Origin of the sequence: Agrobacterium sp. OT33 (genome assembly GCF_017313365.1) — a bacterium.
GTDB classification, from domain to species: domain Bacteria; phylum Pseudomonadota; class Alphaproteobacteria; order Rhizobiales; family Rhizobiaceae; genus Agrobacterium; species Agrobacterium rhizogenes_A.
In genome coordinates this window covers 155,828-179,091 of sequence record NZ_JAFLMZ010000007.1, presented here as the reverse complement: position 1 = coordinate 179,091, position 23,264 = coordinate 155,828, and the positions used below count along the sequence as shown (strand labels likewise).

Genomic DNA, 23,264 nt, shown 5'->3' with positions numbered 1-23,264 from the left:
GGCACGCCCGCGCATGATGCTGCGTCGTGATTACCGGCGGTCGATCATTTTCGGGACGGCGGCTTTTGCCGCCGTTTTCCTGTTCATGGCGCTCGCCGTTTTTGCGCTGCTGTCTTTTGACACGGGTGCATCCGCTGCCGGCATCATGGATACTTACACGCTGCGCATCCTGCGCTTCACGCTTTATCAGGCGATGCTTTCCAGCCTTTTGTCCATTGTTCTCGGCCTGCCCGTAGCTCTGGCGCTTGCCCGGCGGAGAGAGTTTCCGGGAAGAATCTGGATCATCCGGCTGCTGGCGGTGCCGATGGGCCTGCCGGTGATTGTTGGCGCCTTCGGCATCATCACCATCTGGGGCAGGCAGGGTATCGTGAACACCGCCTTCGTTTTTGCCGGCGTGGACGAGCCTTTCAGCATTTATGGCCTCTCCGGCATTCTTATCGCCCATGTGTTTTTTAATCTGCCGCTTTGCGTGCGGCTGATGCTGGCGGGGCTGGAGCGCATTCCCGGCGAATACTGGCGCATGGCGGCAAGCCTTGGCATGGGGCCGGTCTCGGTGTTCCGTTTCATCGAATGGCCGGCGATCTCGCGGCTTGTTCCGGGTATTGCCGGGCTGGTGTTCATGCTGTGCGCCACCAGCTTCACGCTCGTGCTTCTCCTGGGCGGCGGGCCGGCGGCGACGACGCTGGAGGTGGCGATCTATCAGGCGCTGCGGTTCGATTTCGATCCACAGCGGGCGATTGTGCTTTCCGTCCTGCAGATTGTCCTCACCGCAGTCCTGCTCGGTCTCCTGGCATTTCTGCCATCGCCGGAAGCGGAGATTTCCCCGCTTGGTCGTCTCATCCGTCGTTTCGATGGCAAGAGCGTCAATGCGCGTCTCTGGGACGGGGTGGCGATCGGTTTTGCAATTCTGCTGGTCGGTTTGCCGCTCGTCGCCATAGCCGTCTCGGGTTTGACGGCCGATCTGCCGCGTCTCGTCACTGCGCCGATCTTCCTGCGTGCGGCGGTGACCAGTCTTGCAATCGCCGTGCTGTCGGCAATACTCGTTGTGTTCTGCTGCATGGCGATCATCAGTGCGCGTCAGGCTGTGGATTCAAAACGGCGGGCGGTATGGCCCCTGCGCGTTCTGTCCGCTACGCTTGGAGCCGGGTCTTCGCTCGTGCTCCTGGTGCCGCCCGTTGTGCTTGGAAGCGGGTGGTTCCTGCTGTTGCGACCTTTTGGGGATGTCAGCGCCTATGCTCCCATTCTCGTTGCGCTCATCAATATGCTGATGGCCTTGCCGCTTGCCATGCGTGTCCTCGAGCCGGCCTTTACCAGTCATTTTCTGCGCACCGGCCGCCTCTCCGCCAGTCTCGGGCTTCAGGGCCTGACGCGGTTGCGGTTTGCCGATCTGCCGGTTCTGTGGCGGCCCATGGCAATGGCGTTTTTCTTTGCCATGGCGCTGTCGCTTGGCGATCTCGGGGCGGTTGCGCTGTTCGGATCGGAAAATTTCGTCACCTTGCCTTGGCTGGTTTACAGCAATATGGGCAGTTACCGCACCAATGATGCCGCCGGCTATGCCTTCCTTCTCGGTATCGTCTGCCTGCTGCTTGCCGCAGGCGGTGTTTCGCGGCAGGCGCAATCGGCAGGGGCGCAATCAGCAAGGGCAAGCATATGACAGGCGATGATTTCGCGGTTCGGCTGGACAAGGTCAGGCTGCAGCTTGGAACGCAGGGTTTCGACCTCGATTGCACTTTCCCGCAGGGTCAGGTGACCGCTGTTGTCGGCGCGTCCGGTTCGGGCAAGTCCACACTTCTCAATCTGGTCGCCGGTTTCGAGGCACCGGATTCCGGCCGGGTAATGATCGGCGGGCGGGACATGACGGTGCTCGACCCTTCCGAAAGACCTGTTTCATCGATCTTTCAGGACAATAATCTTTTCGCCCACCTCGATATTTTCACCAATGTCGCCCTTGGTGTCAGCCCCGCACTGAAGCTGCAGGCGGAAGACCGGCAGGGGATTGAAATGGCGCTTGCGCGCGTTGGCCTTGCGGGTTTTGACAAGCGTCTGCCGGGCACGCTTTCCGGCGGCGAAAGGCAAAGGGCGGCACTGGCGCGCGCGCTGGTGAGGAAAAAACCGGTCATGCTGCTCGACGAGCCCTTCGCCGCGCTCGATCCGGGATTGCGGTCGGGCATGACCTCCCTGCTTCTCGACTTGCACAACGAAACAAAGAATACGGTGATTATTGTCACCCACCATCCGGAAGACATGAAGAAGCTGGCGCAGCGGGTGGTTTTTCTTGATCGCGGCCGCATTATCTATGCTGGCCCGACCGCAGATTTCTTCACCACACAAAATGTGAAGGCCGTCGACAGTTTCCTGAACGGCTGATCGCCTTATTTTCGACGCGCGCCGCTGGCAATCGCTTTAGATGACTTCAATGGCGCTAATTTGCACTTGCCAGTTTCAAGTTGCTGCCCGAGAAAAGATGGGAATTATTGCGTTCTTCAGGAATATTCCGGACTTGATGGATCGTTTTTACCGTTTCGGCATTCATCCCCCGTTGGGGCGAATCTGTTATTCTGGTCTGCAATTAACGGATGATCAGGAACGTTAAGGGGCAGGCATAGAGAATGAAAAATAGCATGACTGCACAGTGGAGGCTCTTCTCCCGTTCAGGCCTTCGCCGTTCGGGCAGGATGGCTGCTGCCTGTTCCGTGCTGACGGCATCCGCCGTGTTCCTGTCGTCGTGCCAGTCTCTGTTCAGCCCGGCTTATCAGTCCACATTGCGTCCCTCGGACAATCCGCAGACCGTGGAACAGGTGCAGAAGAACGATCCCCGCGCCCAGATGGGCGCGCGCGAGCACCCGCGTATCGTGGCGAGCTATGGCGGTGAATATCACGACGCCAAGACGGAACGGCTCGTTGCCCGTATTGCCGGCGCGCTCACGGCCGTTTCGGAAAACCCGCAGCAGTCCTATCGTATCACCATCTTGAATTCGCCGGCTATCAATGCTTTTGCGCTGCCGGGCGGATATCTTTATGTCACGCGCGGGCTTCTGGCACTTGCCAACGACGCCTCCGAGGTGGCCGCCGTGCTTTCGCATGAGATGGGCCACGTGACTGCCAACCACGGCATCGAGCGCCAGCGCCGCGAAGAGGCGGAGGTGATTGCGAGCCGCGTGGTTGCCGAGGTTCTGTCGAGCGATCTGGCCGGCAAGCAGGCTCTGGCGCGCGGCAAGCTTCGCCTTGCGGCCTTTTCGCGTCAGCAGGAATTGCAGGCGGATGTCATCGGCGTGCGCATGCTGGGCGAAGCCGGTTACGATCCCTACGCTTCGCCGCGCTTTCTGGATTCCATGGCGGCCTATGCGCGGTTTTCTTCGGCCGATCCCGAAAACGACCAGAGCCTCGACTTCCTTTCCAGCCACCCCAACACGCCGCAGCGCATCGAGCTGGCGCGCCGTCATGCCCGCGCCTTCGGCCAGGAAGGCCAGGTCGGCGATCGTGGCCGTGACTGGTTTCTGGATGGCATAGACGGCCTGCTTTATGGCGACAGCCCGCAGGAAGGCTACGTCCGCGGCCAGACGTTCCTGCACGGAACGCTGGGCATCCGTTTTGACGTGCCGGAAGGTTTCGTCATCGACAACAAGGTGGAGGCGGTTCTCGCGACGGGACCCGGCGACATGGCGATCCGTTTCGATGGTGTCGCCGATCCGAAACAGACCAGCCTTGCCAATTACCTGACCAGCGGCTGGGTTGCCGGTCTCTTGCCGGAAACCGTCAGGGAAACGCAGATCAACGGTCTTGATGCCGCAACGGCCCGGGCAAGCGCGGACAAATGGGATTTTGACGTGACCGTCATCCGTGTCGGGCAGCAGATATTCCGCTTCCTGACGGCTGTGCCGAAGGGCAATGCCCAGCTCGATTCCATCGCCAATGTGCTGCGCACGAGTTTCCGCAAGATGACCCCGCAGGAAATCGCGTCGCTGAAGCCGTTGCGTGTGCGGGTGGTGACGGTGAAGCCCGGCGAAACCGTGGCGACGATCGCCGCACGGATGATGGGGACCGAGCGCAAGCTCGACATGTTCCGCATGATCAATGCGATGAGCGCCACCGCCACGCTTCAACCGGGGCAGCGGGTGAAGATCATCTCGGAATGAGTTGACGGTCTCTCATTCGCCAGTTGCCCGAGACAGGTAGGCGTGAACGAGTGCTATCATTTCCCGCTTGATTTTGGGTGACTGCAATGCTCCGCGGCGGGCGGCATTATGGATGATGCCGTCAATGGCATCGGATACGATCAGCGCCGCGGTTCCGCTCTCTACCTTTGAGCCGGCTGTGGCATGCGCCGCGATCGCCGCCGCATAGAGACCGAGATATTCCTGTTCGAAAGCGCTGTTGGGATCGTTTGTCCCCTCGTGGCCGGGCGCATCATCCAGAAGCACCTTGTGAAGGCCGGGATGGATGCTGTGAACCGCGATCATGCCGGTCACGAGCTCTTCCACGAATTTTACGAGCGATTGCCGCTTTTGCGAAACGCCCTTCATGACGGAGAGACAATCCTCAAGGTGACGGCGGCGTACCGCTTCCACGATCGAAATCTTGTCCGGGAAATATTGATACAGCGAGCCGATGCTGACGCCGGCCGTTTCGGCAACCCTGTTTGTGGTGAAGCCTGCCCAGCCGTGGTCGCTCAAAATGCGAGCTGCTGCATGGATGACGGCATCGACCGTGGCCCTGGAACGCTCCTGGCGCGGCTCCTTGCGCATCTCGGTCTTCCGCTTTGCAATGCGAGTAGACAAGGCATCCTCCATGGCGAAAATATAAACATAGTGCTCACATTTTTCAGATGTAAAGGATATTGTCATGAGGGATTTGCTCAGGAGCCTGCTCGGCTATCACCAATGGGCGAACAGGGATTTATTCGAGAAGCTCAAACACCTCGATCCCGTGCAGAATGCGTCCGAACGGCACACGGCAACTTGGCTGGTCAATCACTACTACGTCGTCGCGAGGATTTTTTCGGGTCATCTCACCGGAACGGCGCACGGTTTTCTCTCTGATAATACCGAGGCAACGCCGCAGCTGGATGATCTTGCGAAGGATGTTGCCGCTCTTGATCGCTGGTATCTCGATTATATCGAGAAAACATCACCCGAATCGCTTGGCGAATTTGTCGCCTTCACCTTTACGGATGGTGACAAGGGTTACATGTCCCGTGCCGAGATGATCTCGCACATGGTGCTGCATGCCGGCATTCACAGAGGGGAGGTTGCTCGTATCTTGAGTCAGCTCTCCATCACGCCGCCCTGGGATACTTTTGCCGTGTTCCTGCACGGCACGCAGCCGCAACGGCGTTTGCAGGGGGTATAATAAAAGCCACCCGCCCCTGCGTGGGACGGGTGGCTTTGCTGAAAAGATGGTCTCAGGGTTTTATTGCCATTCGCGAACGTCGACGAAGTGACCGGCGATTGCCGCCGCCGCCGCCATTGCGGGGGAGACGAGGTGGGTGCGGCTCTTGTAGCCCTGACGGCCCTCGAAATTGCGATTCGAGGTGGAGGCGCAGCGTTCGCCGGGCTTCAGGCGGTCGTCATTCATGGCAAGGCACATGGAGCAGCCCGGTTCGCGCCATTCGAAACCCGCATCGAGGAAAATTTTGTCCAGACCTTCCTTTTCCGCCTGTTCCTTCACGAGACCGGAGCCGGGCACGATCATGGCCGAAACGGTGGAGGCCACCTTGCGGCCATCGACGATCTTCGCCGCCGCGCGCAAATCCTCGATGCGGCCGTTGGTGCAGGAGCCGATGAAGACGCGGTCAATGGCGATATCGGTGATGCGTGTGCCGGGCTTCAGGCCCATATAGTCAAGCGCACGCCACTTGGAGGCGCGCTTGTTTTCCTCCTCGATATCATCGGGATTGGGAACAATGCCTTCGACGGAGGTCACGTCTTCCGGAGACGAGCCCCAGGAGACGATGGGGGGCAGGTTGGCTGCATCGAGAATGACAACCTTGTCGTAATGGGCGCCTTCGTCGGATTTCAGCGTTTTCCAGTAGGCGATGGCCTGTTCCAGCGTTTCGCCCTTCGGCGAGCGCGGCTTGTCCTTGATGTAATCGAAGGTGGTCTCATCAGGCGCGATCAGACCGGCGCGGGCGCCGCCCTCGATGGTCATGTTGCAGACCGTCATGCGGCCTTCCATGGAAAGCGACCGGATCGCCTCGCCGGCAAATTCGATCACGTGACCGGTGCCGCCCGCTGTGCCGATCTCGCCGATAATGGCGAGGATGATGTCTTTTGCGGTGACGCCATCAGGAATTTTGCCGTCGACACGCACCAGCATGTTCTTGGCCTTCTTCTGGATCAGCGTCTGCGTGGCCAGAACATGCTCCACTTCCGAAGTGCCGATGCCGTGTGCGAGCGCACCGAAAGCGCCATGGGTGGAGGTGTGGCTGTCGCCACAGACGATCGTCATGCCCGGCAGGGTGAAGCCCTGTTCGGGGCCGACGATATGAACGATGCCCTGGCGTTTGTCGCGCTCGGAATAATATTCGACGCCGAAATCCTTGGCGTTCTGCGCAAGCGCTTCCACCTGAATGCGGCTTTCCTCGTTCTTGATGCCTTCCAGCCGGTCGGCGGTGGTCGGAACGTTATGGTCGACCACGGCGAGCGTGCGGGTCGGCGAATGCACGGGGCGACCGGCCATGCGCAGCCCTTCGAAGGCCTGCGGGCTCGTCACCTCATGGACGAGGTGACGGTCGATGTAGAGAAGACAGGTTCCGTCCGGGTCACGATTGACGACATGGTCGTCCCAGATTTTATCATACAAAGTGCGGGGTGCGCTCATGGCTCTATGCCTTGTCATGGAAAAGGATAATCAGGGTTCAATAAGGCGGTGGACAGCGGGTGCTGTCAGGCGAGCCTAAGTCGGCTGGTGAGCGCCCCGGAAACGCGCGCAAAGAACCGTGCCGGCAGACGCTTGTGGTCCTGCAGCACATAAACATTCTGCGCGAGACATCCGAATTTAGATCCCATGGCTGCTTTCATAGCAGATCGCCGGTTTTACGGCAATATGAATGCGTACCGCCGGGAAGCCGATGGTTCGGCATTTTCTATATGCACCGCATCATGGCCGAAGGCCCGTTACGGCCCCGCCTCGTGGCGGTTCCCAATGGTTATGATGCAGCGCAACTTGCGTATTTTGCGATGCACATATAGATGGGTCCCCTTATCATTTGCATTTCGACGAGCAATCGAAGGGAGGGAAAGCATATGGTATCCGAAAAGGCCCTTATCTCGAAGATCACCTGGCGGCTGATGCCGTTTCTTGGCCTTCTTTATCTCATCGCCTATATCGACCGCCAGAATGTCAGCTATGCCAAGCTGCAGATGGTCGATGCGCTGAGCCTTAGCGAATATGCCTACGGTCTTGGCGCCTCGCTGTTCTTCATCGGCTACTTCATCTTCGAAGTGCCGAGCAATCTGTTCCTCAACCGTTTCGGCGCCAGCAAATGGTTCGCCCGCATTCTGGTTTCCTGGGGCGCCGTTACCATCGCGCTTGCCTACACGCAGAACGCCACGATGTTTTACATCCTGCGCTTCCTGCTCGGGCTTTGCGAAGCGGGTTTCTTCCCCGGTGTATTGTTCCTGATGACGCTCTGGTTCCCGCGTGATTATCGCGGCCGCATGATCGGCCTGTTCATGATTTTCAGCGCGCTTGCCAATGCTATCGGCGCGCCGCTCGGCGGCATGCTGCTCGATCTCGATGGTTTCCTCGGTTATGCTGGCTGGGAATGGGTGTTCCTGGCAACGGGTATTCCTGCCGTCATCGCCGGTGTCGTCACCTTCTTTTATCTGGATGATACGCCCGAAAAGGCGAAATTCCTGACACAGGACGAGAAGGACTGGCTGAAGAACCGTCTGGCTGAAGAAAACAAGGGCATGGAAGAACATGCGGAAGACGGCTTCAAGGCGCTGATCAATCCGCGTGTCCTGTTCATGGCGCTTTGCTATGTCGGTTTTCCGCTGGCAGCCTATGGTCTCAGCTACTGGCTTCCGACGATCGTGAAGAGCTTCGGCGTTTCCAACACCGCCAATGGCTTCATCAACATCATCCCTTGGGTGATCGTGGCTATTGCCCTGTTCGTCGTGCCTTTGGCCGCCGACAAGGCAAAGAACAAGACGCCCTATATCGTCGGCCCCGCCTTCGTGGGCGCCTTCTGCCTGCTGATGTCGGCGCTGCTCAGCGATCCCGTTCTGCAGTTCGCCTTCCTGTGCGTTGCCGCCGCCGGCATCTTTGCCGGCCAGCCGGTGTTCTGGAGCCTGCCCGGCCGCTTCCTCAAGGGAGCGGGTGCGGCCGCAGGTATTGCCGCCATCAACTCCGTCGGCAATCTGGGTGGTTTCGTGGCGCAGAATGTGGTGCCATGGATCAAGGATCAGACCGGCAGCACCATTGCGCCGATGTTCTTCCTTGCCTTCTGCCTTGCGCTTGCGGGCGTGCTGGTCATCATCGCCACCCGCAGGATGGGCAATCCGGCCGGGGCCGCTTGACCTTTACCAATCCGACAGCCGGTTCCGCCGGCTGTCGCCCTTTCCTTATCCGCGTTTTGAGCGCATCGCCTTCTCGATCCGCCGCAGCATCAGCGACAGACCAATGGTCAGGATCAGGTAGATATAGGCGACGATGGAATAGGTTTCGAAAAACCGGAAAGAACCGGCCGCATAGACTTTCCCCATCTGGGTAATGTCGGTGACACCAAGCACCGAGACGAGCGAACTGTCTTTCACCATGGCAACGAAATCGTTGGAAAGCGGCGGAAAGATCGTCCGGATCGCCTGTGGCAGGATGATGAGCCTGAAACGCCGGTAGCGGCTGAAACCCAGTGCCTTCGCCGCCTCGATCTGCCCCTCCGGAACGGCCTGTATGCCGGCGCGAAAGATTTCCGCGATGAAGGCGGCATAACCGATCGTCAGCGCGATGATCGCCCTCCATGTCAGCGATACGTCGCGAACCATCAGCGGTTCCAGCCAGCCATTGGCGGCAAGCGGCAAAGTCAGCCAATTGTAGAACGCCACCAACGCCGGTGTGCCGACGAAGGCGACGTAAAACAATAGGACGATGACCGGTATGCCGCGAACGACCTCGACATAAAATCGCGCCATCTGCCGCAAAACGACATTGTCGGACATGCCGATCAGCGCAATGGCCAGACCGAACAGGGCGGCCAGCGCGAAAGCGGTCAGGGTTACGGAAATAGTGATGCCGATACCCTTGGCGACGGTGCTGAAAACCTGGGCGTAGATGCCGTTGACGGCGATTACCAGTGCAAGGGCGATGCCGATCAAGATGATCGCCGCCAGCCACCAAGGGAAGTCTTCATTCCCACCGCCCGATGCGGACCGTCGCGGAGGAGCGCCGTGTAGTGTCATTCGCCGAGCTTGTAGTCGAGGAACCATTTCTTATCGAGGGCGGTAAAGGTTCCGTCCGCCTTCAGTGCCGCAATTGCGGCATTGACCGGGGCAACGAGATCGGAGCCCTTCTTGAAGATGAAGCCGAAATCATCTCCGCCCAATGGCTCGCCGATCAGTTTCAGCGTGCCGTTCGAGGCATCGACATAACCCTTGCCAGCAACGCCGTCGGTCAGCACCAGATCGACATCGCCGGTCTTCAGTGCCTGGACGCTGGCGCCGAAGGTTTCCATCAGCCGCAGGCGCGGGTTCTGTTCATTGCCATCGAGAACATCGTAAACGGCAGTGTAGAAGGGCGTCGTGCCGGCCTGTGCGCCGACCAGGCCTTTCTCGAAGGCGGCGAAACTCTTCGCATCCGTGAAGCGGGTCTCGTCGGCCCGTACCAGCATGAACATCTCCGAGCGCATATAGGGTGCGGAGAAATCCACCTTCTCCTTGCGGTCGTCCTTGATGCTGATGCCGGTCATGCCGATGTCGTATTGGCCGGCCGACACGGCCTGAATCATCGCATCCCAGGAGATGTTCTGATATTCCAGCTTGAAATTCAGCCTTCGTGCGATTTCTTTCATCGCGTCATATTCCCAGCCGATGGCTTCGCCGGATTTGGGGTCGATGAATTGAAGCGGCGGATAGGCGTTTTCCGTAACCACAACGACGGTTCTTCCCTTCAGGTCCGGCAGATCAGTGGCGCTGGCAAAAGCGGGCGCCATGGCCAGGACGGCAAAAGCGGCGAGAAGCGGACGTCTGGCGATCATGGAGGCCTCCGGAAACGATTTTCCTGAAAATGCACGCTTGCCGGGGTGAGGGCAAGTCATGTCGGCACAACAAAAAAGGCGGTCCGAAGACCGCCTTTCCCGTAAATCCATTGAAATGGAAATCTTATTCCGCTGTGGCTTCCGCAGCCTTTGCTGCTTCTTCCGCTGCCTTGGCTTCTGCGGCTTCGGCTGCTGCCTTCTCGGCGGCGAGAGCCTGTGCTGCTGCTACCTTTTCGGCTTCCAGACGTGCCTTTTCGTCGGCCAGTGCCTGACGCTCGGACTCGTTCAGCTTGCGCGCGCGCGTACCGGTATTTTCAACGATACGGGCAGCCTTGCCGCGACGGTCGCGCAGGTAGTAGAGCTTCGCGCGGCGAACCTTACCGCGGCGAACGACTTCAACGCCTTCGACCAGCGGGGAGTAGATCGGGAATACGCGCTCGACGCCTTCGCCGTAGGAGATCTTGCGAACGGTGAAGCTTTCGGAAAGGCCACCGCCGGAACGGGCGATGCAAACGCCTTCGTAAGCCTGAACGCGGGTACGGTTACCTTCCGTCACGCGAACGTTGACGCGCAGGGTGTCGCCCGGAGAAAACTCAGGCAGGGTGCGCTTTGCTTCGATCTTGGCGGCCTGTTCGGCTTCCAGCTGCTGAATGATATTGGTCATGTTAACCTCTGATTTCTTCTGAAACAGCCAGAGCGCTCAACGTTTTGTCTGTCGGTCAATGCCTTCAGACCATGCCTTTCGGCAGGAGCGGGTTCGCCATTCTTTGCTTTCGGTTGGGATATTTCCCATTTACACGCGGGCACATACACGAGGATGTGCCGTTTGTCATCCCTTTCATGACAATATTTTATCAATTACGCGCCGCGTTCCGGCAGTTGCGAAGCGGCGCGCTGGCGGATATGGCATGGGAACCTTGGGAGGGGCCATGTCCATATTCATTATTCTCATGCTGTTTGCCACCGGCTTTCTGTCGGGTGTCGTCAATGCGATCGCCGGTGGCGGCACTTTCCTGACCTTCGGAGCGATGACGCTGGCTGGCCTGCCACCCATCGTCGCCAACGCCACGTCCGCCATCGTGCAGTTTCCGGGTTACATCACCTCCGTCATCGCCTACGGGCCGGAAATCCGCGCCCATTGGCGCGAGGCGATCCTTCTGTCGGGCGTTTCAATCGTCGGCGGGCTGGCCGGATCGCTTCTGCTTTTGTCGCTCGACAATCCCTCCTTCCGCCAGCTCGTGCCGTGGCTGCTTCTCGCTGCAACCGCCGTTTTCGCTGCCGGCCCGTGGCTGCGGCCGAAAGCGAGCGCCGAACGTTCGCCCGGCAATCTGCAGAGCCTCGTCTTTCAGGGTCTCGCTTCCGTCTATGGCGGGTTTTTCGGTGCCGGCATGGGCATCATGATGCTGGCCATCCTCGGAATAACCTCGGGCGGCAGCTATCATCATCTGAATGCGCTGAAGAACCTCTTGTCCGTCGTGATCGCCGTCATCGCAATCACGATCTTCGTCAGCGGCGGTGTCGTTTCCTGGTGGGCGGCGCTCATCATGTTCCCTGCGGCCGCACTTGGCGGTTATGCGGGCGTGCATACGGCACGGCGGGTGCCGCAGTGGATCATCCGCTGGCTGGTGATCGCCGTCGGGCTGGTGCTGACGGCCTATTATTTCGTTTCGGCCTGAGCCTTTACCAGAAGGTCCGGGCGTCTTTCCTGCGTCAGTTTCAACGCCTGTTCGTGGCGCCACCTGTCGATGACGGCGTGGTTGCCGGAGGTGAGGACGGTGGGAATGTCGCGGCCTTCCCAGACCTGCGGGCGGGTATAGTGCGGATGTTCCAGCAACCCGCCCTCGAAGCTCTCATGCACGCCGGAAAGATCGTTGCCCATGACACCCGGCAGGATGCGGACGACGGCGTCAAGAAGCGTCAGCGCCGCCGGCTCACCGCCGGAGAGAATGTAATCGCCGATCGACACTTCCTCCAGCCCGCGTGCCTCGATGACGCGCTGGTCGACACCTTCGAAACGGCCGCAGACGATGATCGCGCCTTCCCCGGCTGCGAGTTCACGCACACGGTTCTGCGATAGTGGTTTGCCGCGTGGGCTCATAAGGAGACGGGGCCGCGTATCGCCATCCGAAACATGGTCGATGGCCGCAGCCAGAACATCGGGCTTCAGGACCATGCCAGCGCCGCCGCCTGCCGGCGTATCATCGACGCTTCGGTGCCTGTCGGTGGCGAATTCGCGGATCTGCACAGCCTCCAGCGACCATTGCCCCCGCTCCAGCGCCTTGCCGGCCAGCGAATATTGGAGATGCCCCGGAAACATTTCCGGGTAGAGCGTCAGCACGGTCGCCTTGAAGGTCATGGATTATTTCTTGCCGAACGGCGATACGCCGGTTTCGTCCTTGTCGTCGGGATTGTCGATCAGGCCGGCGGCCATCGGATCGATGAGAATGCGCCCGGCTTCCAGATCGATCTCAAGCACGGCCGCCTCCGAAAAGGGGATAAGGGCGGGACGACGGCCGGCACCTTTCAGTTCCAGCAGATCGCCAGCGCCGAAATCATAGACGGCGCTGACGGCACCGTAGCTTTTGCCCTCGGCGTCAACGGCTTCCAGCCCTTCCAGATCGGCATAATAAAACTCGTCATCGTCAAGCTCGTCATCCGGCAGATTGTCGCGTTCGATGAAGAGTTCCAGCCCGTTCAGGCTCTCGGCCGCATTGCGGTCATTGATGCCCCGGAAACGGACGACGACGACATTCTTGCCTTCGCGCAATTCCAGAATTTCGAAGACCCGGCCATCGGCAGTGACAAGATTGCCATAGTCGCCGAGCGCCAGGGGATCGCCCGTATAGGTGCTGACACGGACTTCGCCGCGCAGGCCCTGCGCGCCGCCGATTTTTGCCATGAGTACCGGGTTTTCCAGCTTTGCCATCGGGCCGTCCGTCTTCTGGTGTTGGTTGCGTCAGCTTTAAGGTTTGTTGACGCCAAAATAAACAAAAAACGGGCGGCATGGAAAACCACGCCACCCGTTCCTCAAAAGTTTCCGTGCAGATTATTCTGCAGCAGAGGCTTCCGCAGCAGCAGCGGCTGCATCTTCAGCCTTCTGCTTCTTTTCAGCGATACGCTCGAGAGCGCGCTTGCCCGGCTTTGCCTTTTCCGGGTTGCTGCGAGCGGCGCGCTCGGCAAGGCCGGCTTCGGCGAGGAAGCGCAGAACGCGGTCGGTCGGCTGTGCGCCCTTGGCGATCCATTCCTTGATGAGGTCAGCCTTCAGCTCAACGCGCTGCGGGTTGTCCTTGCCGAGCATCGGGTTCCAGGAACCGACCTTCTCGAGGAAACGGCCGTCGCGGGGCGAACGGGCGTCAGCAACGACGATCTGGTAATACGGGCGCTTCTTGGAACCACCGCGTGCGAGACGAATTTTAAGTGCCATGTCATTTACTCCTTAGGATGGCTTGTCCGCCGTTCAGGCGGTCTTTTCGTTACCGCCATGTTCGGCGGCGATTGCTTCATGATGCCGGATGACTTCCTTGATGATGAAGTTCAGGAACTTCTCGGCGAAATCCGGGTCCAGATTGGCGTCCTTCGCCAGACGGCGAAGGCGTTCGATCTGGTATTCCTCGCGCGCCGGGTCGGCCGGCGGCAAATTGTACTTTGCCTTCAGCACGCCCACCGCCTTGGTACAGCGGAAACGTTCGGCAAGAATGTGAACCAGTGCGGCATCGATATTGTCGATCGACTGGCGATATTCGGAAAGCTGGGCTTTCACCTCTGCATTGTTCACTGGTGTCCCCCTCACTTCTTTTTCGGAAAGCCGGGCAGGCCCGGCATGCCGCCGAGACCCGGCAGCTTGGCTCCACCGAGACCCGGCAAACCACCCGGCATGCCACCAAGACCGGGCATGGCGCCCGGCTTGCCGAGACCGGCGGCTTCAGCCTGCTTCTGAAGCGCTTCGAGCTGCTTCGGATCGATATTCGACAGATCGGGCATGCCGCCGCCCATCATGCCACCGAGCCCCATCTTGCCGGCAAGGCCGCCCATCATCTGCTTCATGATGCCGCCTTTGCCCTTGCCGCCCATCGCCTTCATCATGTCGGCCATGCCGCGATGCATCTTCAGAAGCTTGTTGATTTCGGCGGCATCGGTGCCGGAACCGGCGGCGATGCGCTTCTTGCGGCTGTGTTTCAGAATATCCGGGTTGGCGCGCTCGGCCTTGGTCATGGACGAGATGATGGCGATCTGGCGGTCGAACATCTTGTCGTTCATGCCGGCCGAAGCCATCTTGTCCTTCATGCCGGCCATGCCGGGCATCAGCCCCATGATGCCGCCCATGCCGCCCATCTTCTTCATCTGGCCAAGCTGATCGGCGAGATCGTTGAGGTCGAACTTGCCCTTGGCCATCTTCTCGGCCATGGCGCGGGCTTTCTCCGCATCGATGTTTTCGGCGGCCTTTTCGACCAGCGAAACGATGTCGCCCATGCCGAGGATACGGTCGGCGATACGGCGCGGATGGAACTCGTCGAGTTCGTTCATGCGCTCGCCGATACCGATCAGCTTGATCGGCTTGCCGGTGACGGCACGCATGGAGAGAGCCGCACCGCCGCGACCGTCACCGTCCATACGGGTGAGCACGAGACCGGTGATGCCGACGCGCTCATCGAAATTGCGCGCCAGATTGACGGCGTCCTGACCGGTCAGCGAATCCGCCACCAGCAGGATTTCATGCGGATTGGACTTCTTCTTGATGTCGGCCATTTCCAGCATCAAGGGTTCATCGATATGGGTACGGCCGGCGGTATCGAGAATGACGACGTCATGGCCGCCGAGCTTGGCCGCCTGCACGGCGCGTGCGGCGATATCGGTCGGCGACTGGCCGGCGATGACTGGCAGCGTGTCGACGCCCGTCTGGACGCCCAGCTGGCGAAGCTGTTCCTGTGCGGCCGGACGACGCGTGTCGAGAGATGCCATCAGCACCTTCTTCTTCTCGCGGTCGGTCAGGCGCTTGGCGATCTTGCCGGTGGTCGTGGTCTTGCCCGAGCCCTGCAGACCCACCATCATGATGACGACGGGGGCGGGGGCGTTGAGGTCGATGGAGACGCCTTCGGTGCCGAGCATTTCGACAAGTTCGTCATGTACGATCTTGACGACCATCTGGCCAGGCTTGATGGACTTCAGGACGGCGGCACCAACGGCCTTTTCACGCACCCTGTCGGTGAAGGAACGCACGACTTCCAGCGCCACGTCCGCTTCCAAAAGCGCACGGCGAACCTCGCGCAGGGCGGCAGCAACATCGGCTTCCGTCAGCGCGCCACGGCCGGTCAGTCCATTCAGAATGGAACCAAGGCGGTCCTGGAGGTTTTCAAACATCGTTTCTTCCTTCTTCGTTCCGGGGTTTCCGAAACGTCGGTGCTTTTGCTGGCAAAAACAAGACGCAAAGCCAAAAAGCACCCGAGGGCGCATCGCGCTGTCGGGTGTTGACCTCCGGGATCTCTTTATACCTTTGCGGGTCCCGGTCGGCGGCTTGGAGTCATGAAACTGCCAGCTGATGGGCGGGATAAACAGGAAAGTGCGGGAAAAGTCAAGGCGATGCCGGTTTGTGGCCGGCAAAGCCTGCATTTCATCTTTGCGTGATTGGCCGCAAGCCGCGATTGGCGGCGCTTGAACGGCGCCATTCCGCTTCCTATACCTTTGTCATGAAACGTCGAAACTTCTTTCGTTTTTCCGCTCTTGGTCTGCTCGCTCTGGCGGGCGGCGGCCTCTATGCCCGCCGTTCGAACGCCAGCGCCTATTATAGCGGCCCGATCTCCGATCATTTCGACGGGGTGCGTTTCTTCAATCCCGGCGGTTCGCCGCCCGGCAATTTCATGGGCCTTTTGAAGTGGCGCTTCAATGGCGAGCGCGCCACATGGCCGGAAAGTTATCCGAGCCCTTTTCCCTTTGCGAAGCCCGAAAGCCGGGTCGAGGGCAAGGACATTCGTGTCACCTTCGTCGGCCATGCCTCCTTTCTGATCCAGACGGCAGGTCTGAATATTCTCGTCGATCCTGTGTGGTCGCAACGTACGAGCCCGTTCAGCTTCGCCGGTCCCAAAAGGGTCAATCCGCCCGGCATCCGTTTCGAGGACCTGCCGCCCATCGATCTGGTTCTGGTGACGCACAATCATTACGACCATCTGGACGTGGAGACGCTGAAGCGCCTGCATGTGGCGCACAAGCCGCTTTTCATCACGCCGCTCGGCAATGATGCCATCATCCGCACCGGTGTCGAGGCCGCGCGTATCAAGGTGGGCGACTGGGACGATGTGGTGGAGACAGGTTCGGTGAAAATTCATTTCGAACCGTGCCACCATTGGTCGGCCCGTGGTCTTAACGACAGGCGTATGGCGCTCTGGGCCGCCTTCGTCATCGAAACACCGGGCGGTAAAATCTACCATATAGGCGATACCGGCTTCCACGAGGGTCTCAACTACCACGCCGCACGCAAGAAGCATGGTGATTTCCGCCTCGCCAACCTGCCTTTCGGTGCTTACGAACCGCGCTGGTTCATGAAGGGCCAGCACCAGAACCCGGCGGAAGCCGTGGAGGGCATGAGGCTTTGCGGCGCGGCGCATGTCTGCGGCCATCACTGGGGCACGGTGCAGCTCACCGATGAGGCGGTGGATGCGCCGCTTGCGGCACTCAAGGTCGCATTGACCGAGCAGGGAGTGGACGAGAGCCGTTTCCGGCCGATGCGCCCCGGCGAGGTTTTCGACGTGCCTTCCGCCTGAGCCGCTGCCCCGTTTGCGTCGCAACAGTCTGGTAATTTGCCGGCCTTTCCGCCATATAGGGCGAAAGCGCGGGATAAATCCCGTATGCAATCCAATTTCAGATGGTTTTCAGGTTCAAGGCGATGGCGGATACGGTCGAATTTGCGAAGATGAACGGGCTTGGCAACAAGATCCTCGTTATCGACATGCGCGGCCGTAAGGATATGGTCACGCCGGCGGCGGCGATTGCGCTGAACGCCGATGCTGCCACACAGTTCGACCAGATCATGGCCATCCACGATCCGCGTGTCAGTGGCACAGATGCCTTTATCGACATCCTCAATTGTGATGGCACGAAGGCGCAGGCCTGCGGCAATGGCACACGCTGCGTGGTGCAGGCGCTGGCTTCCGAAACCGGCAAGACCAGCTTCACCTTCCAGACGGTGGCGGGCATTCTGAATGCCGTCGAGCATGAAGACGGCATGATATCGGTCGATATGGGCCTGCCACGTTTCCGCTGGAGCGATATTCCGCTTTCGGAGGAATTCCACGATACCAGCCGCATCGAATTACAGATCGGGCCGATCGATGCGCCGATCCTGCATTCGCCCGCCGTCATGTCCATGGGCAACCCGCATGCGATTTTCTGGGTGGACCGCGATCCGATGGAGTTCGATCTCGAACGTTTCGGACCTCTGCTCGAAAATCACCCGATGTTTCCGGAAAAGGCCAATATCACGCTGGCGCAGGTGATTTCCGACAGCGCGCTGCGCACCCGCACCTGGGAACGCGGCGCCGGGCTGACGCTCGCCTGCGGTTCTGCCGCCTGCGCTTCAGCCGTTTCCGCCGCCCGCACGGGGCGTACAGGCCGGAAGGTCACGATCGATGTCGCCTCCAGCCCCATCCGCGTACCGCTGACCATCGACTGGCGCGAGGATAATCACGTCATCATGACCGGCCCGGCCGAATGGGAATGGTCCGGTTCCGTCGATCCCGTCACCGGCGCCTGGGCGCGCGATGCGGTCGAGCGGGGGGCCGTATGAGCGGCGTCGAGGTCATAACCTTCGGCTGTCGTCTCAACACCTATGAATCGGAAGTGATGCGGGCGGAGGCCGAAAAGGCCGGGCTCAACAATGCCGTGCTGGTCAATACCTGCGCGGTGACGGGCGAGGCGGTGCGTCAGGCACGTCAGGCCATCCGCCGTGCACGGCGCGACAATCCGCATGCGCGCATCATCGTCACCGGCTGCGCTGCCCAGACCGAGAAACAGACCTTTGCCGAAATGCCCGAGGTGGATGCGGTGCTGGGCAACGAGGAAAAGCTGAAAAGCACTTCCTATCGTGCGCTGCCCGATTTTGGCGTCTCGGCGGAAGAAAAGCTGCGCGTCAACGACATCATGAGCATCAAGGCGACCGCGCCGCAGATGGTCAAGCACATTGACGGGCATGTGCGCGCCTTCATTCAGGTGCAGAATGGCTGCGATCATCGCTGCACCTTCTGCATCATTCCCTATGGGCGCGGTAATTCCCGCTCGGTGCCTATGGGTGCGGTGGTGGATCAGGCGCGCAGACTGACGGAAAGCGGTTATTGCGAGATCGTGCTGACCGGAGTGGATGCGACCAGCTATGGTGCTGATCTGCCGGGTGAACCCTCCCTCGGTTATCTCGCCAAGACTTTGCTGAAGCAGGTGCCGGACATTCTGCGCCTGCGCCTTTCCTCGATCGACAGTATCGAGGCCGACCGCCATCTGATGGATCTGATTGCCGATGAGCCGCGTTTCATGCCGCATCTGCATCTCTCTCTCCAGCATGGTGACGACATGATCCTGAAACGCATGAAACGCCGCCATTTGCGGGCCGATGCCATTCGTTTCTGTCGCGATGTGCGGTCGCTTCGGCCGGATATCGCCTTCGGGGCGGATATGATCGCCGGTTTCCCGACCGAGACGGAAGAGATGTTCGAAAATGCCGCCACACTTGCGGAAGAATGCGGCATTTCCAGCCTGCATGTCTTTCCCTACAGCCCGCGTGCCGGCACGCCGGCGGCCCGCATGCCGCAGCTCGACCGGGTGCTGGTGAAGGAGCGGGCGGCAAGGCTCCGTGCTCGCGGTGAGGCTCTGACGCTCACGCATCTGCAAGGTATGGTCGGTTCGGTGCAGACGATCCTCGTGGAAAACAACGGTTTTGCCCATACGAACAATTTCACGCTGGTGGAGGCGCCTGATCTTCTCCCGCGCACTCTTGCGCAGGTTGCGATTACCGGCCACAACGGCAAACATCTGAACATGAAGCTTCTGGCGGCGGACGCGGCCTGAGGCGGCACAAGAGAAAAGACACGGGAACGACCATGGCCCTCGGCTTCATCAAAAAAGTCTTTTCGTTCGGCAAGGACAAGGCCGAAACGGACGAGCGGCCGCAAGAGGATGCCGCGCCCGAGCGTGGCAATGAAAACGCCTCCTTCGAAGCGGCACTGAGCGAGGCCGAAGCGCATAACCCTGTCGATGAGGATCCCGTTTCCGAACTGGAGATGGAGACAGCGGGCGGACCGGCGCCGGACGAGACGTTGGATGTGGTCCTTTCCGAAGAAGACGACGAAGAGGACGCACCGCTTTTGCCCGGTGCCGAGCTTTCCGGCGACATGGGTGTGGTGCCGCTGTCGCTGCTGCAGGCGGAAGCCGCTGCCGAAGAGCAGGCCGAGCCTTTGCCGGAAGCTGTGCTCGATGCTGATGCGATGGATGCGCTGCTCGATGAGGCGGAGTCGGCAGATGCAGCCGAGCTCCCTGTCGTGCCGCAGGCTTTGCCGAAGGGCTTTTCATCAGCAAGCGAGCGTGAAGAGCCTGTCGCCGAAGCACCGCAACCGAAGCTCAGCTGGTTTCAGCGCCTGCGGGCCGGGCTCGCCCGCACGTCGTCGCAGCTGACCACGCAGATTTCGGCGCTTTTCACTAAGCGCAAGCTGGACGAGGACACGCTTGATGAGCTGGAAGATCTTCTCATCCAGTCCGACCTCGGCGTCGAGACCGCCATGCGCATCACCGGTGCCCTGTCTTCGGAACGTTATGGCAAGGATGTGAGCGGCGAGGATGTGGCGCGCATCATGGCGGGCGAGATCACCAAGGTCCTGAAGCCTGTGGCCAAGCCGCTGGAGCTTGATCTTTCGCACAAGCCGCATGTCATTCTCGTCGTCGGCGTGAACGGCACCGGCAAGACGACGACCATCGGCAAGCTTGCCGCCAAGCTCTCGGGCTCGGGCCTCAAGGTGATGCTGGCGGCGGGCGATACGTTCCGCGCCGCGGCGATCGAGCAGCTCAAGATCTGGGCCGATCGCACCGGTTCGCAATTCATCGGCACCAAGCTCGGCGCGGATGCCTCGGGTCTGGCTTATGACGCCTATGAGCAGGCGCGGGCGCAGAAAAGCGACGTTCTCATCATCGATACGGCCGGCCGTCTGCAGAACAAGACGGAACTGATGGCGGAGCTGGAAAAGATCGTGCGCGTGCTCGGCAAGCTCGATCCGGATGCGCCACACACCGTGTTGCAGACGCTGGATGCGACGACGGGGCAGAACGCCATGAACCAGGTGGAAATATTCCGCAATGTCGCGGGGGTTTCGGGCCTGATTATGACAAAATTGGATGGCACGGCGCGGGGCGGTATCCTCGTCGCCATCGCTGCCAAACACAAGCTGCCGGTCTATTTCATCGGTGTGGGTGAAGGTGTGGATGATCTGGAGCCCTTCGAGGCGGAAGATTTCGCCAAGGCCATTGCGGGAGTTTGAGTATGGATATCGAAAGCAATTCCAAGGAAAGCGAAAAGATGGTGGCGGAAATCAGCCCGCTCTTGAAATTCGTGCTCGAGCTTGGCCCGCTCATGGTATTCTTCTTCGCCAATTCCCGCGGCGAATGGCTGGCCTCCACCTTTCCCGTGCTGACGGAGTTCGGCGGACCGATCTTCATCGCCACCGGCCTGTTCATGATCGCGACGGCTGTTGCACTGTCCGTTTCATGGGTGCTGACGCGCAAGCTGCCGATCATGCCGCTGATATCAGGCATCGTGGTTTTCGTGTTCGGCGCGCTGACGCTGTGGCTGCAGAACGACACCTTCATCAAGATGAAGCCGACCATAGTCAACACGCTGTTTGGTGTCATTCTGCTGGGCGGCCTGTTCTTCGGCCAATCGCTGCTCGGTTATGTCTTCAATTCGGCCTTCAAGCTGACGGATGAGGGCTGGCGCAAGCTGACATTGCGCTGGGGCGTGTTTTTCCTCTTTCTTGCGGTACTGAACGAGGTGGTGTGGCGCATGTTCACCACCGACACCTGGGTTGCCTTCAAGGTGTGGGGCACGATGCCGATCACCATCATCTTCACCATGGCGCAGATGCCGCTTGTCATGCGCCATTCGCTCGAACCGCTCAACAAGGACGAAAAATGACAGTTGCGGAGATGTCGGCTTCCCGTTCGCGTTCGCTCAAATGGTTCGGCGTGGCCGCCGGGCTGCTTCTCCTGCAGATTGTCATCCTTTATGCCATGGGCCGTATTCCGATCTGTGAATGCGGTTATGTGAAGCTGTTCGAGCCGGGCGTGAACACGCCGGGCAATTCCCAACATCTGGCCGACTGGTATACGCCTTCGCACATCATTCACGGTTTCCTGTTCTACTGGTTCGCCTGGCTGCTGTTCCGCAACAAGCCGCTTTCCATGCGCCTTTCTCTCGCGGTTCTGGTGGAGGCGGCATGGGAAATCCTTGAAAACTCGCCCCTTATCATCGATCGTTACCGCACTGCGACCATGGCGCTGGGCTATACCGGCGACAGCATCCTGAACTCGGCGATGGATACGGTTTTCATGGTGTTGGGTTTCCTCTTCGCCGCCCGCGTGCCGGTGTGGCTGACGGTCTTGATCGCCATCTTCTTTGAAATCTTCACCGGCTGGCTGATCCGCGATAATCTGACGCTGAACGTGGTGATGCTGGTCTGGCCCGTGGAAGCGATCAAGGAATGGCAGAACGCGCTCCCGCAAATGTGAACGGGTTCGTGGGGATTCCGGCCCGAAAGGCGCGAAAACCGCGCAATATATGCAGGTTTTCTTAATGGCATTGCGGTAACGTCCGGCTTCAAAGGCTTGTCTCTCCCTCCGGCAGAACCCATTGCAAGATAACTTCGCCTATCTTCTCCCCTTCATCATGCTGACCTTTGGTGTGGTGTTCCTGTTCCTGCAGAGGATCGGTCACGCTTCGGCACGCTACTGGGGTATCGGATATCTTTCGGCGGCTTTCGGTTTTGCAACGCCTCTCGTGCTCGGCGGCCTGCCCTTCGAGATCCAGGCGATCCTTTCGAACCTGCTGTTCTTCTCCGCCTTCTTCCTCTATGGCCATGCGCTGCTCACCCATTTCCAGCGGCCGCTTTATACCACGGTTCGGCTATCGGCCGTGGTTGTCGCGGTGGTGCTGGTCGCATTCCATGTCTTCGTCACGCCGGATCTGAAGCGCGAACTCGTCATCGGTGATCTTGTCTGCGCGCTGCTGCTTGCTTTTCCGGTCTGGCTCGTGCGCAAGCGGCCCGTCGCACTCGCCGACAGGCTGATGGTGTTGATTGCATCGCTCGTTGTGCTGGAGACACTGGTGCGTATCGTCATGCTGCTCGTGATGACGCCGACTGGCTCGATGATTGAGTTGAGTGAATTCTTCGAGTCGGATTACGCCTTCTATATGCAGCTTGCGGCGAGCATATTCGGCTTCCTGCTCGCGCTGTCTGTGCTTGCGAGCCAGATTTCCGTTACCGTTGACCGTCACATGCACGCGGCGGAACATGATCCGCTGACGGATGTGCTGAACCGCCGCGGCTTCGACCGGCGCGTTCCCGATTTCCGCAACGATACACCCGAAGGTGCGATCATTGCCTGTGACATAGACCATTTCAAACACATCAATGATGTGTATGGCCATGCCGCCGGAGATATCGTGCTCATCGGCCTTTCCGACCTCCTCAGGAGAAACGCGCCGGAAGATGCGCTGGTGGCACGTTTCGGCGGTGAGGAATTCGTGGTGTTCGTGCCCGGCCAGACGGCTTTGGAAGCCGGCCAGCTTGCCAGCCGCATGCGTGTCGACCTTTCATCGCTCGATTGGCGCAATCGGGGTGTCAGCAGCCAGATCACGGCGAGCTTCGGTGTCTCGGCTGTTGCAAGGGGCGATCATTCCATCCACGATACCATCAAACGGGCTGATGACAGTCTCTATGCCGCAAAGCGAGGCGGGCGCGATCAGGTGGTGCTGGAAGGCATACGTCTGCCTGCCGAAGGTCCTTCGCTCAGGGTCATTACCAAGGCGTGACGTCCTTGCGGT

General features: G+C 59.8%; 23 protein-coding genes. 13 read left to right on the top strand and 10 right to left on the bottom strand.

Features of this window, described 5'->3' with window-relative positions; translation table 11 throughout:
* Positions 1-13 precede the first annotated feature (13 nt).
* The 3 genes from thiP (at position 14) to JZX88_RS17730 (ending at position 4,136) form a co-directional block, all read left to right on the top strand.
* Complete coding sequence (gene thiP / locus JZX88_RS17740; RefSeq protein ID WP_206914312.1) at positions 14-1,654, top strand: thiamine/thiamine pyrophosphate ABC transporter permease ThiP; 1,641 nt, start codon at positions 14-16, stop codon at positions 1,652-1,654.
* Positions 1,651-2,367, top strand: coding sequence for an ATP-binding cassette domain-containing protein (locus JZX88_RS17735; protein ID WP_142858239.1), 717 nt, complete (start codon positions 1,651-1,653; stop codon positions 2,365-2,367). The genes thiP and JZX88_RS17735 overlap by 4 nt, the downstream gene beginning before the upstream one ends.
* Positions 2,368-2,675: 308 nt before the next feature.
* Positions 2,676-4,136 (top strand): M48 family metalloprotease, encoded by a 1,461-nt coding sequence (locus tag JZX88_RS17730; RefSeq protein ID WP_065116071.1) that lies wholly within the window; start codon positions 2,676-2,678, stop codon positions 4,134-4,136.
* Between the two features lie 12 nt (positions 4,137-4,148).
* On the opposite strand, the gene JZX88_RS17725 is transcribed toward JZX88_RS17730, so the two are convergent.
* The gene (locus JZX88_RS17725; protein WP_206914384.1) at positions 4,149-4,745 is read right to left on the bottom strand and encodes a TetR/AcrR family transcriptional regulator; all 597 of its coding nucleotides are present in this window, start codon (positions 4,743-4,745) and stop codon (positions 4,149-4,151) included.
* A gap of 97 nt (positions 4,746-4,842) precedes the next feature.
* Between JZX88_RS17725 and JZX88_RS17720 the strand changes: the two genes are divergently transcribed.
* Positions 4,843-5,349: a DinB family protein gene (locus JZX88_RS17720; RefSeq protein WP_206914311.1), complete on the top strand. Its 507-nt coding sequence runs from the start codon at positions 4,843-4,845 to the stop codon at positions 5,347-5,349.
* 60 nt (positions 5,350-5,409) lie between these two features.
* Here the strand turns inward: JZX88_RS17720 and leuC are convergent, their stop codons facing one another.
* On the bottom strand, positions 5,410-6,819 hold the full coding sequence (gene leuC, locus JZX88_RS17715; RefSeq protein WP_065114326.1) for a 3-isopropylmalate dehydratase large subunit: 1,410 nt from the start codon (positions 6,817-6,819) through the stop codon (positions 5,410-5,412).
* A 425-nt stretch (positions 6,820-7,244) separates the two neighbouring features.
* Here leuC and JZX88_RS17710 point away from each other — a divergent pair, with 425 nt between their 5' ends.
* Positions 7,245-8,522 carry an MFS transporter gene (locus tag JZX88_RS17710; protein ID WP_065114325.1) on the top strand — a complete coding sequence of 426 codons (1,278 nt, stop codon included), beginning with the start codon at positions 7,245-7,247 and terminating at the stop codon, positions 8,520-8,522.
* Positions 8,523-8,567: 45 nt separating this feature from the next.
* Here the strand turns inward: JZX88_RS17710 and JZX88_RS17705 are convergent, their stop codons facing one another.
* From JZX88_RS17705 to rplS, 3 genes are all read right to left on the bottom strand, one after another.
* A complete protein-coding gene (locus JZX88_RS17705; RefSeq protein WP_206914310.1) occupies positions 8,568-9,401 on the bottom strand; it encodes an amino acid ABC transporter permease in 834 nt (277 codons plus the stop codon).
* Positions 9,398-10,195 carry a transporter substrate-binding domain-containing protein gene (locus JZX88_RS17700; RefSeq protein ID WP_206914309.1) on the bottom strand — a complete coding sequence of 266 codons (798 nt, stop codon included), beginning with the start codon at positions 10,193-10,195 and terminating at the stop codon, positions 9,398-9,400. Before JZX88_RS17700 ends, JZX88_RS17705 begins: the two co-directional genes overlap by 4 nt.
* 124 nt (positions 10,196-10,319) lie before the next feature.
* Positions 10,320-10,859, bottom strand: coding sequence for a 50S ribosomal protein L19 (gene rplS, locus JZX88_RS17695; protein ID WP_059759847.1), 540 nt, complete (start codon positions 10,857-10,859; stop codon positions 10,320-10,322).
* A gap of 265 nt (positions 10,860-11,124) precedes the next feature.
* Here rplS and JZX88_RS17690 point away from each other — a divergent pair, with 265 nt between their 5' ends.
* Positions 11,125-11,871: a sulfite exporter TauE/SafE family protein gene (locus JZX88_RS17690; protein ID WP_206914308.1), complete on the top strand. Its 747-nt coding sequence runs from the start codon at positions 11,125-11,127 to the stop codon at positions 11,869-11,871.
* On the opposite strand, the gene trmD is transcribed toward JZX88_RS17690, so the two are convergent.
* The 5 genes from trmD to ffh form a co-directional block, all read right to left on the bottom strand.
* Positions 11,853-12,551 carry a tRNA (guanosine(37)-N1)-methyltransferase TrmD gene (trmD, locus tag JZX88_RS17685; RefSeq protein WP_206914307.1) on the bottom strand — a complete coding sequence of 233 codons (699 nt, stop codon included), beginning with the start codon at positions 12,549-12,551 and terminating at the stop codon, positions 11,853-11,855. The genes JZX88_RS17690 and trmD overlap by 19 nt on opposite strands.
* A 3-nt stretch (positions 12,552-12,554) precedes the next feature.
* Positions 12,555-13,121, bottom strand: a complete 567-nt coding sequence (rimM, locus tag JZX88_RS17680) for a ribosome maturation factor RimM (protein WP_065114320.1) — start codon at positions 13,119-13,121, stop codon at positions 12,555-12,557.
* Between the two features lie 120 nt (positions 13,122-13,241).
* Positions 13,242-13,619, bottom strand: a complete 378-nt coding sequence (gene rpsP, locus JZX88_RS17675; RefSeq protein ID WP_003520510.1) for a 30S ribosomal protein S16 — start codon at positions 13,617-13,619, stop codon at positions 13,242-13,244.
* Positions 13,620-13,652: 33 nt separating this feature from the next.
* Positions 13,653-13,970, bottom strand: a complete 318-nt coding sequence (locus JZX88_RS17670; RefSeq protein WP_065114319.1) for a chorismate mutase — start codon at positions 13,968-13,970, stop codon at positions 13,653-13,655.
* Positions 13,971-13,981: 11 nt separating this feature from the next.
* The gene (gene ffh / locus JZX88_RS17665) at positions 13,982-15,553 is read right to left on the bottom strand and encodes a signal recognition particle protein (protein ID WP_142858225.1); all 1,572 of its coding nucleotides are present in this window, start codon (positions 15,551-15,553) and stop codon (positions 13,982-13,984) included.
* Positions 15,554-15,879: 326 nt separating this feature from the next.
* Between ffh and JZX88_RS17660 the strand changes: the two genes are divergently transcribed.
* The 7 genes from JZX88_RS17660 to JZX88_RS17630 all read left to right on the top strand — a co-directional run bounded on the left by JZX88_RS17660 (position 15,880) and on the right by JZX88_RS17630 (position 23,252).
* Positions 15,880-16,950, top strand: a complete 1,071-nt coding sequence (locus tag JZX88_RS17660; protein ID WP_246753499.1) for an MBL fold metallo-hydrolase — start codon at positions 15,880-15,882, stop codon at positions 16,948-16,950.
* A gap of 122 nt (positions 16,951-17,072) precedes the next feature.
* On the top strand, positions 17,073-17,972 hold the full coding sequence (gene dapF, locus JZX88_RS17655) for a diaminopimelate epimerase (protein ID WP_065116069.1): 900 nt from the start codon (positions 17,073-17,075) through the stop codon (positions 17,970-17,972).
* Positions 17,969-19,243 carry a tRNA (N(6)-L-threonylcarbamoyladenosine(37)-C(2))-methylthiotransferase MtaB gene (gene mtaB, locus JZX88_RS17650; RefSeq protein WP_206914305.1) on the top strand — a complete coding sequence of 425 codons (1,275 nt, stop codon included), beginning with the start codon at positions 17,969-17,971 and terminating at the stop codon, positions 19,241-19,243. Before dapF ends, mtaB begins: the two co-directional genes overlap by 4 nt.
* Before the next feature lie 32 nt (positions 19,244-19,275).
* Positions 19,276-20,703, top strand: coding sequence for a signal recognition particle-docking protein FtsY (gene ftsY / locus JZX88_RS17645; protein ID WP_206914304.1), 1,428 nt, complete (start codon positions 19,276-19,278; stop codon positions 20,701-20,703).
* A 2-nt stretch (positions 20,704-20,705) separates the two neighbouring features.
* The gene (locus JZX88_RS17640; protein ID WP_110756691.1) at positions 20,706-21,356 is read left to right on the top strand and encodes a septation protein A; all 651 of its coding nucleotides are present in this window, start codon (positions 20,706-20,708) and stop codon (positions 21,354-21,356) included.
* Positions 21,353-21,949, top strand: coding sequence for a DUF2585 domain-containing protein (locus tag JZX88_RS17635; RefSeq protein ID WP_206914303.1), 597 nt, complete (start codon positions 21,353-21,355; stop codon positions 21,947-21,949). The genes JZX88_RS17640 and JZX88_RS17635 overlap by 4 nt, the downstream gene beginning before the upstream one ends.
* Positions 21,950-22,070: 121 nt before the next feature.
* Positions 22,071-23,252: a diguanylate cyclase gene (locus JZX88_RS17630; RefSeq protein WP_206914302.1), complete on the top strand. Its 1,182-nt coding sequence runs from the start codon at positions 22,071-22,073 to the stop codon at positions 23,250-23,252.
* Positions 23,253-23,264: the final 12 nt, after the last annotated feature.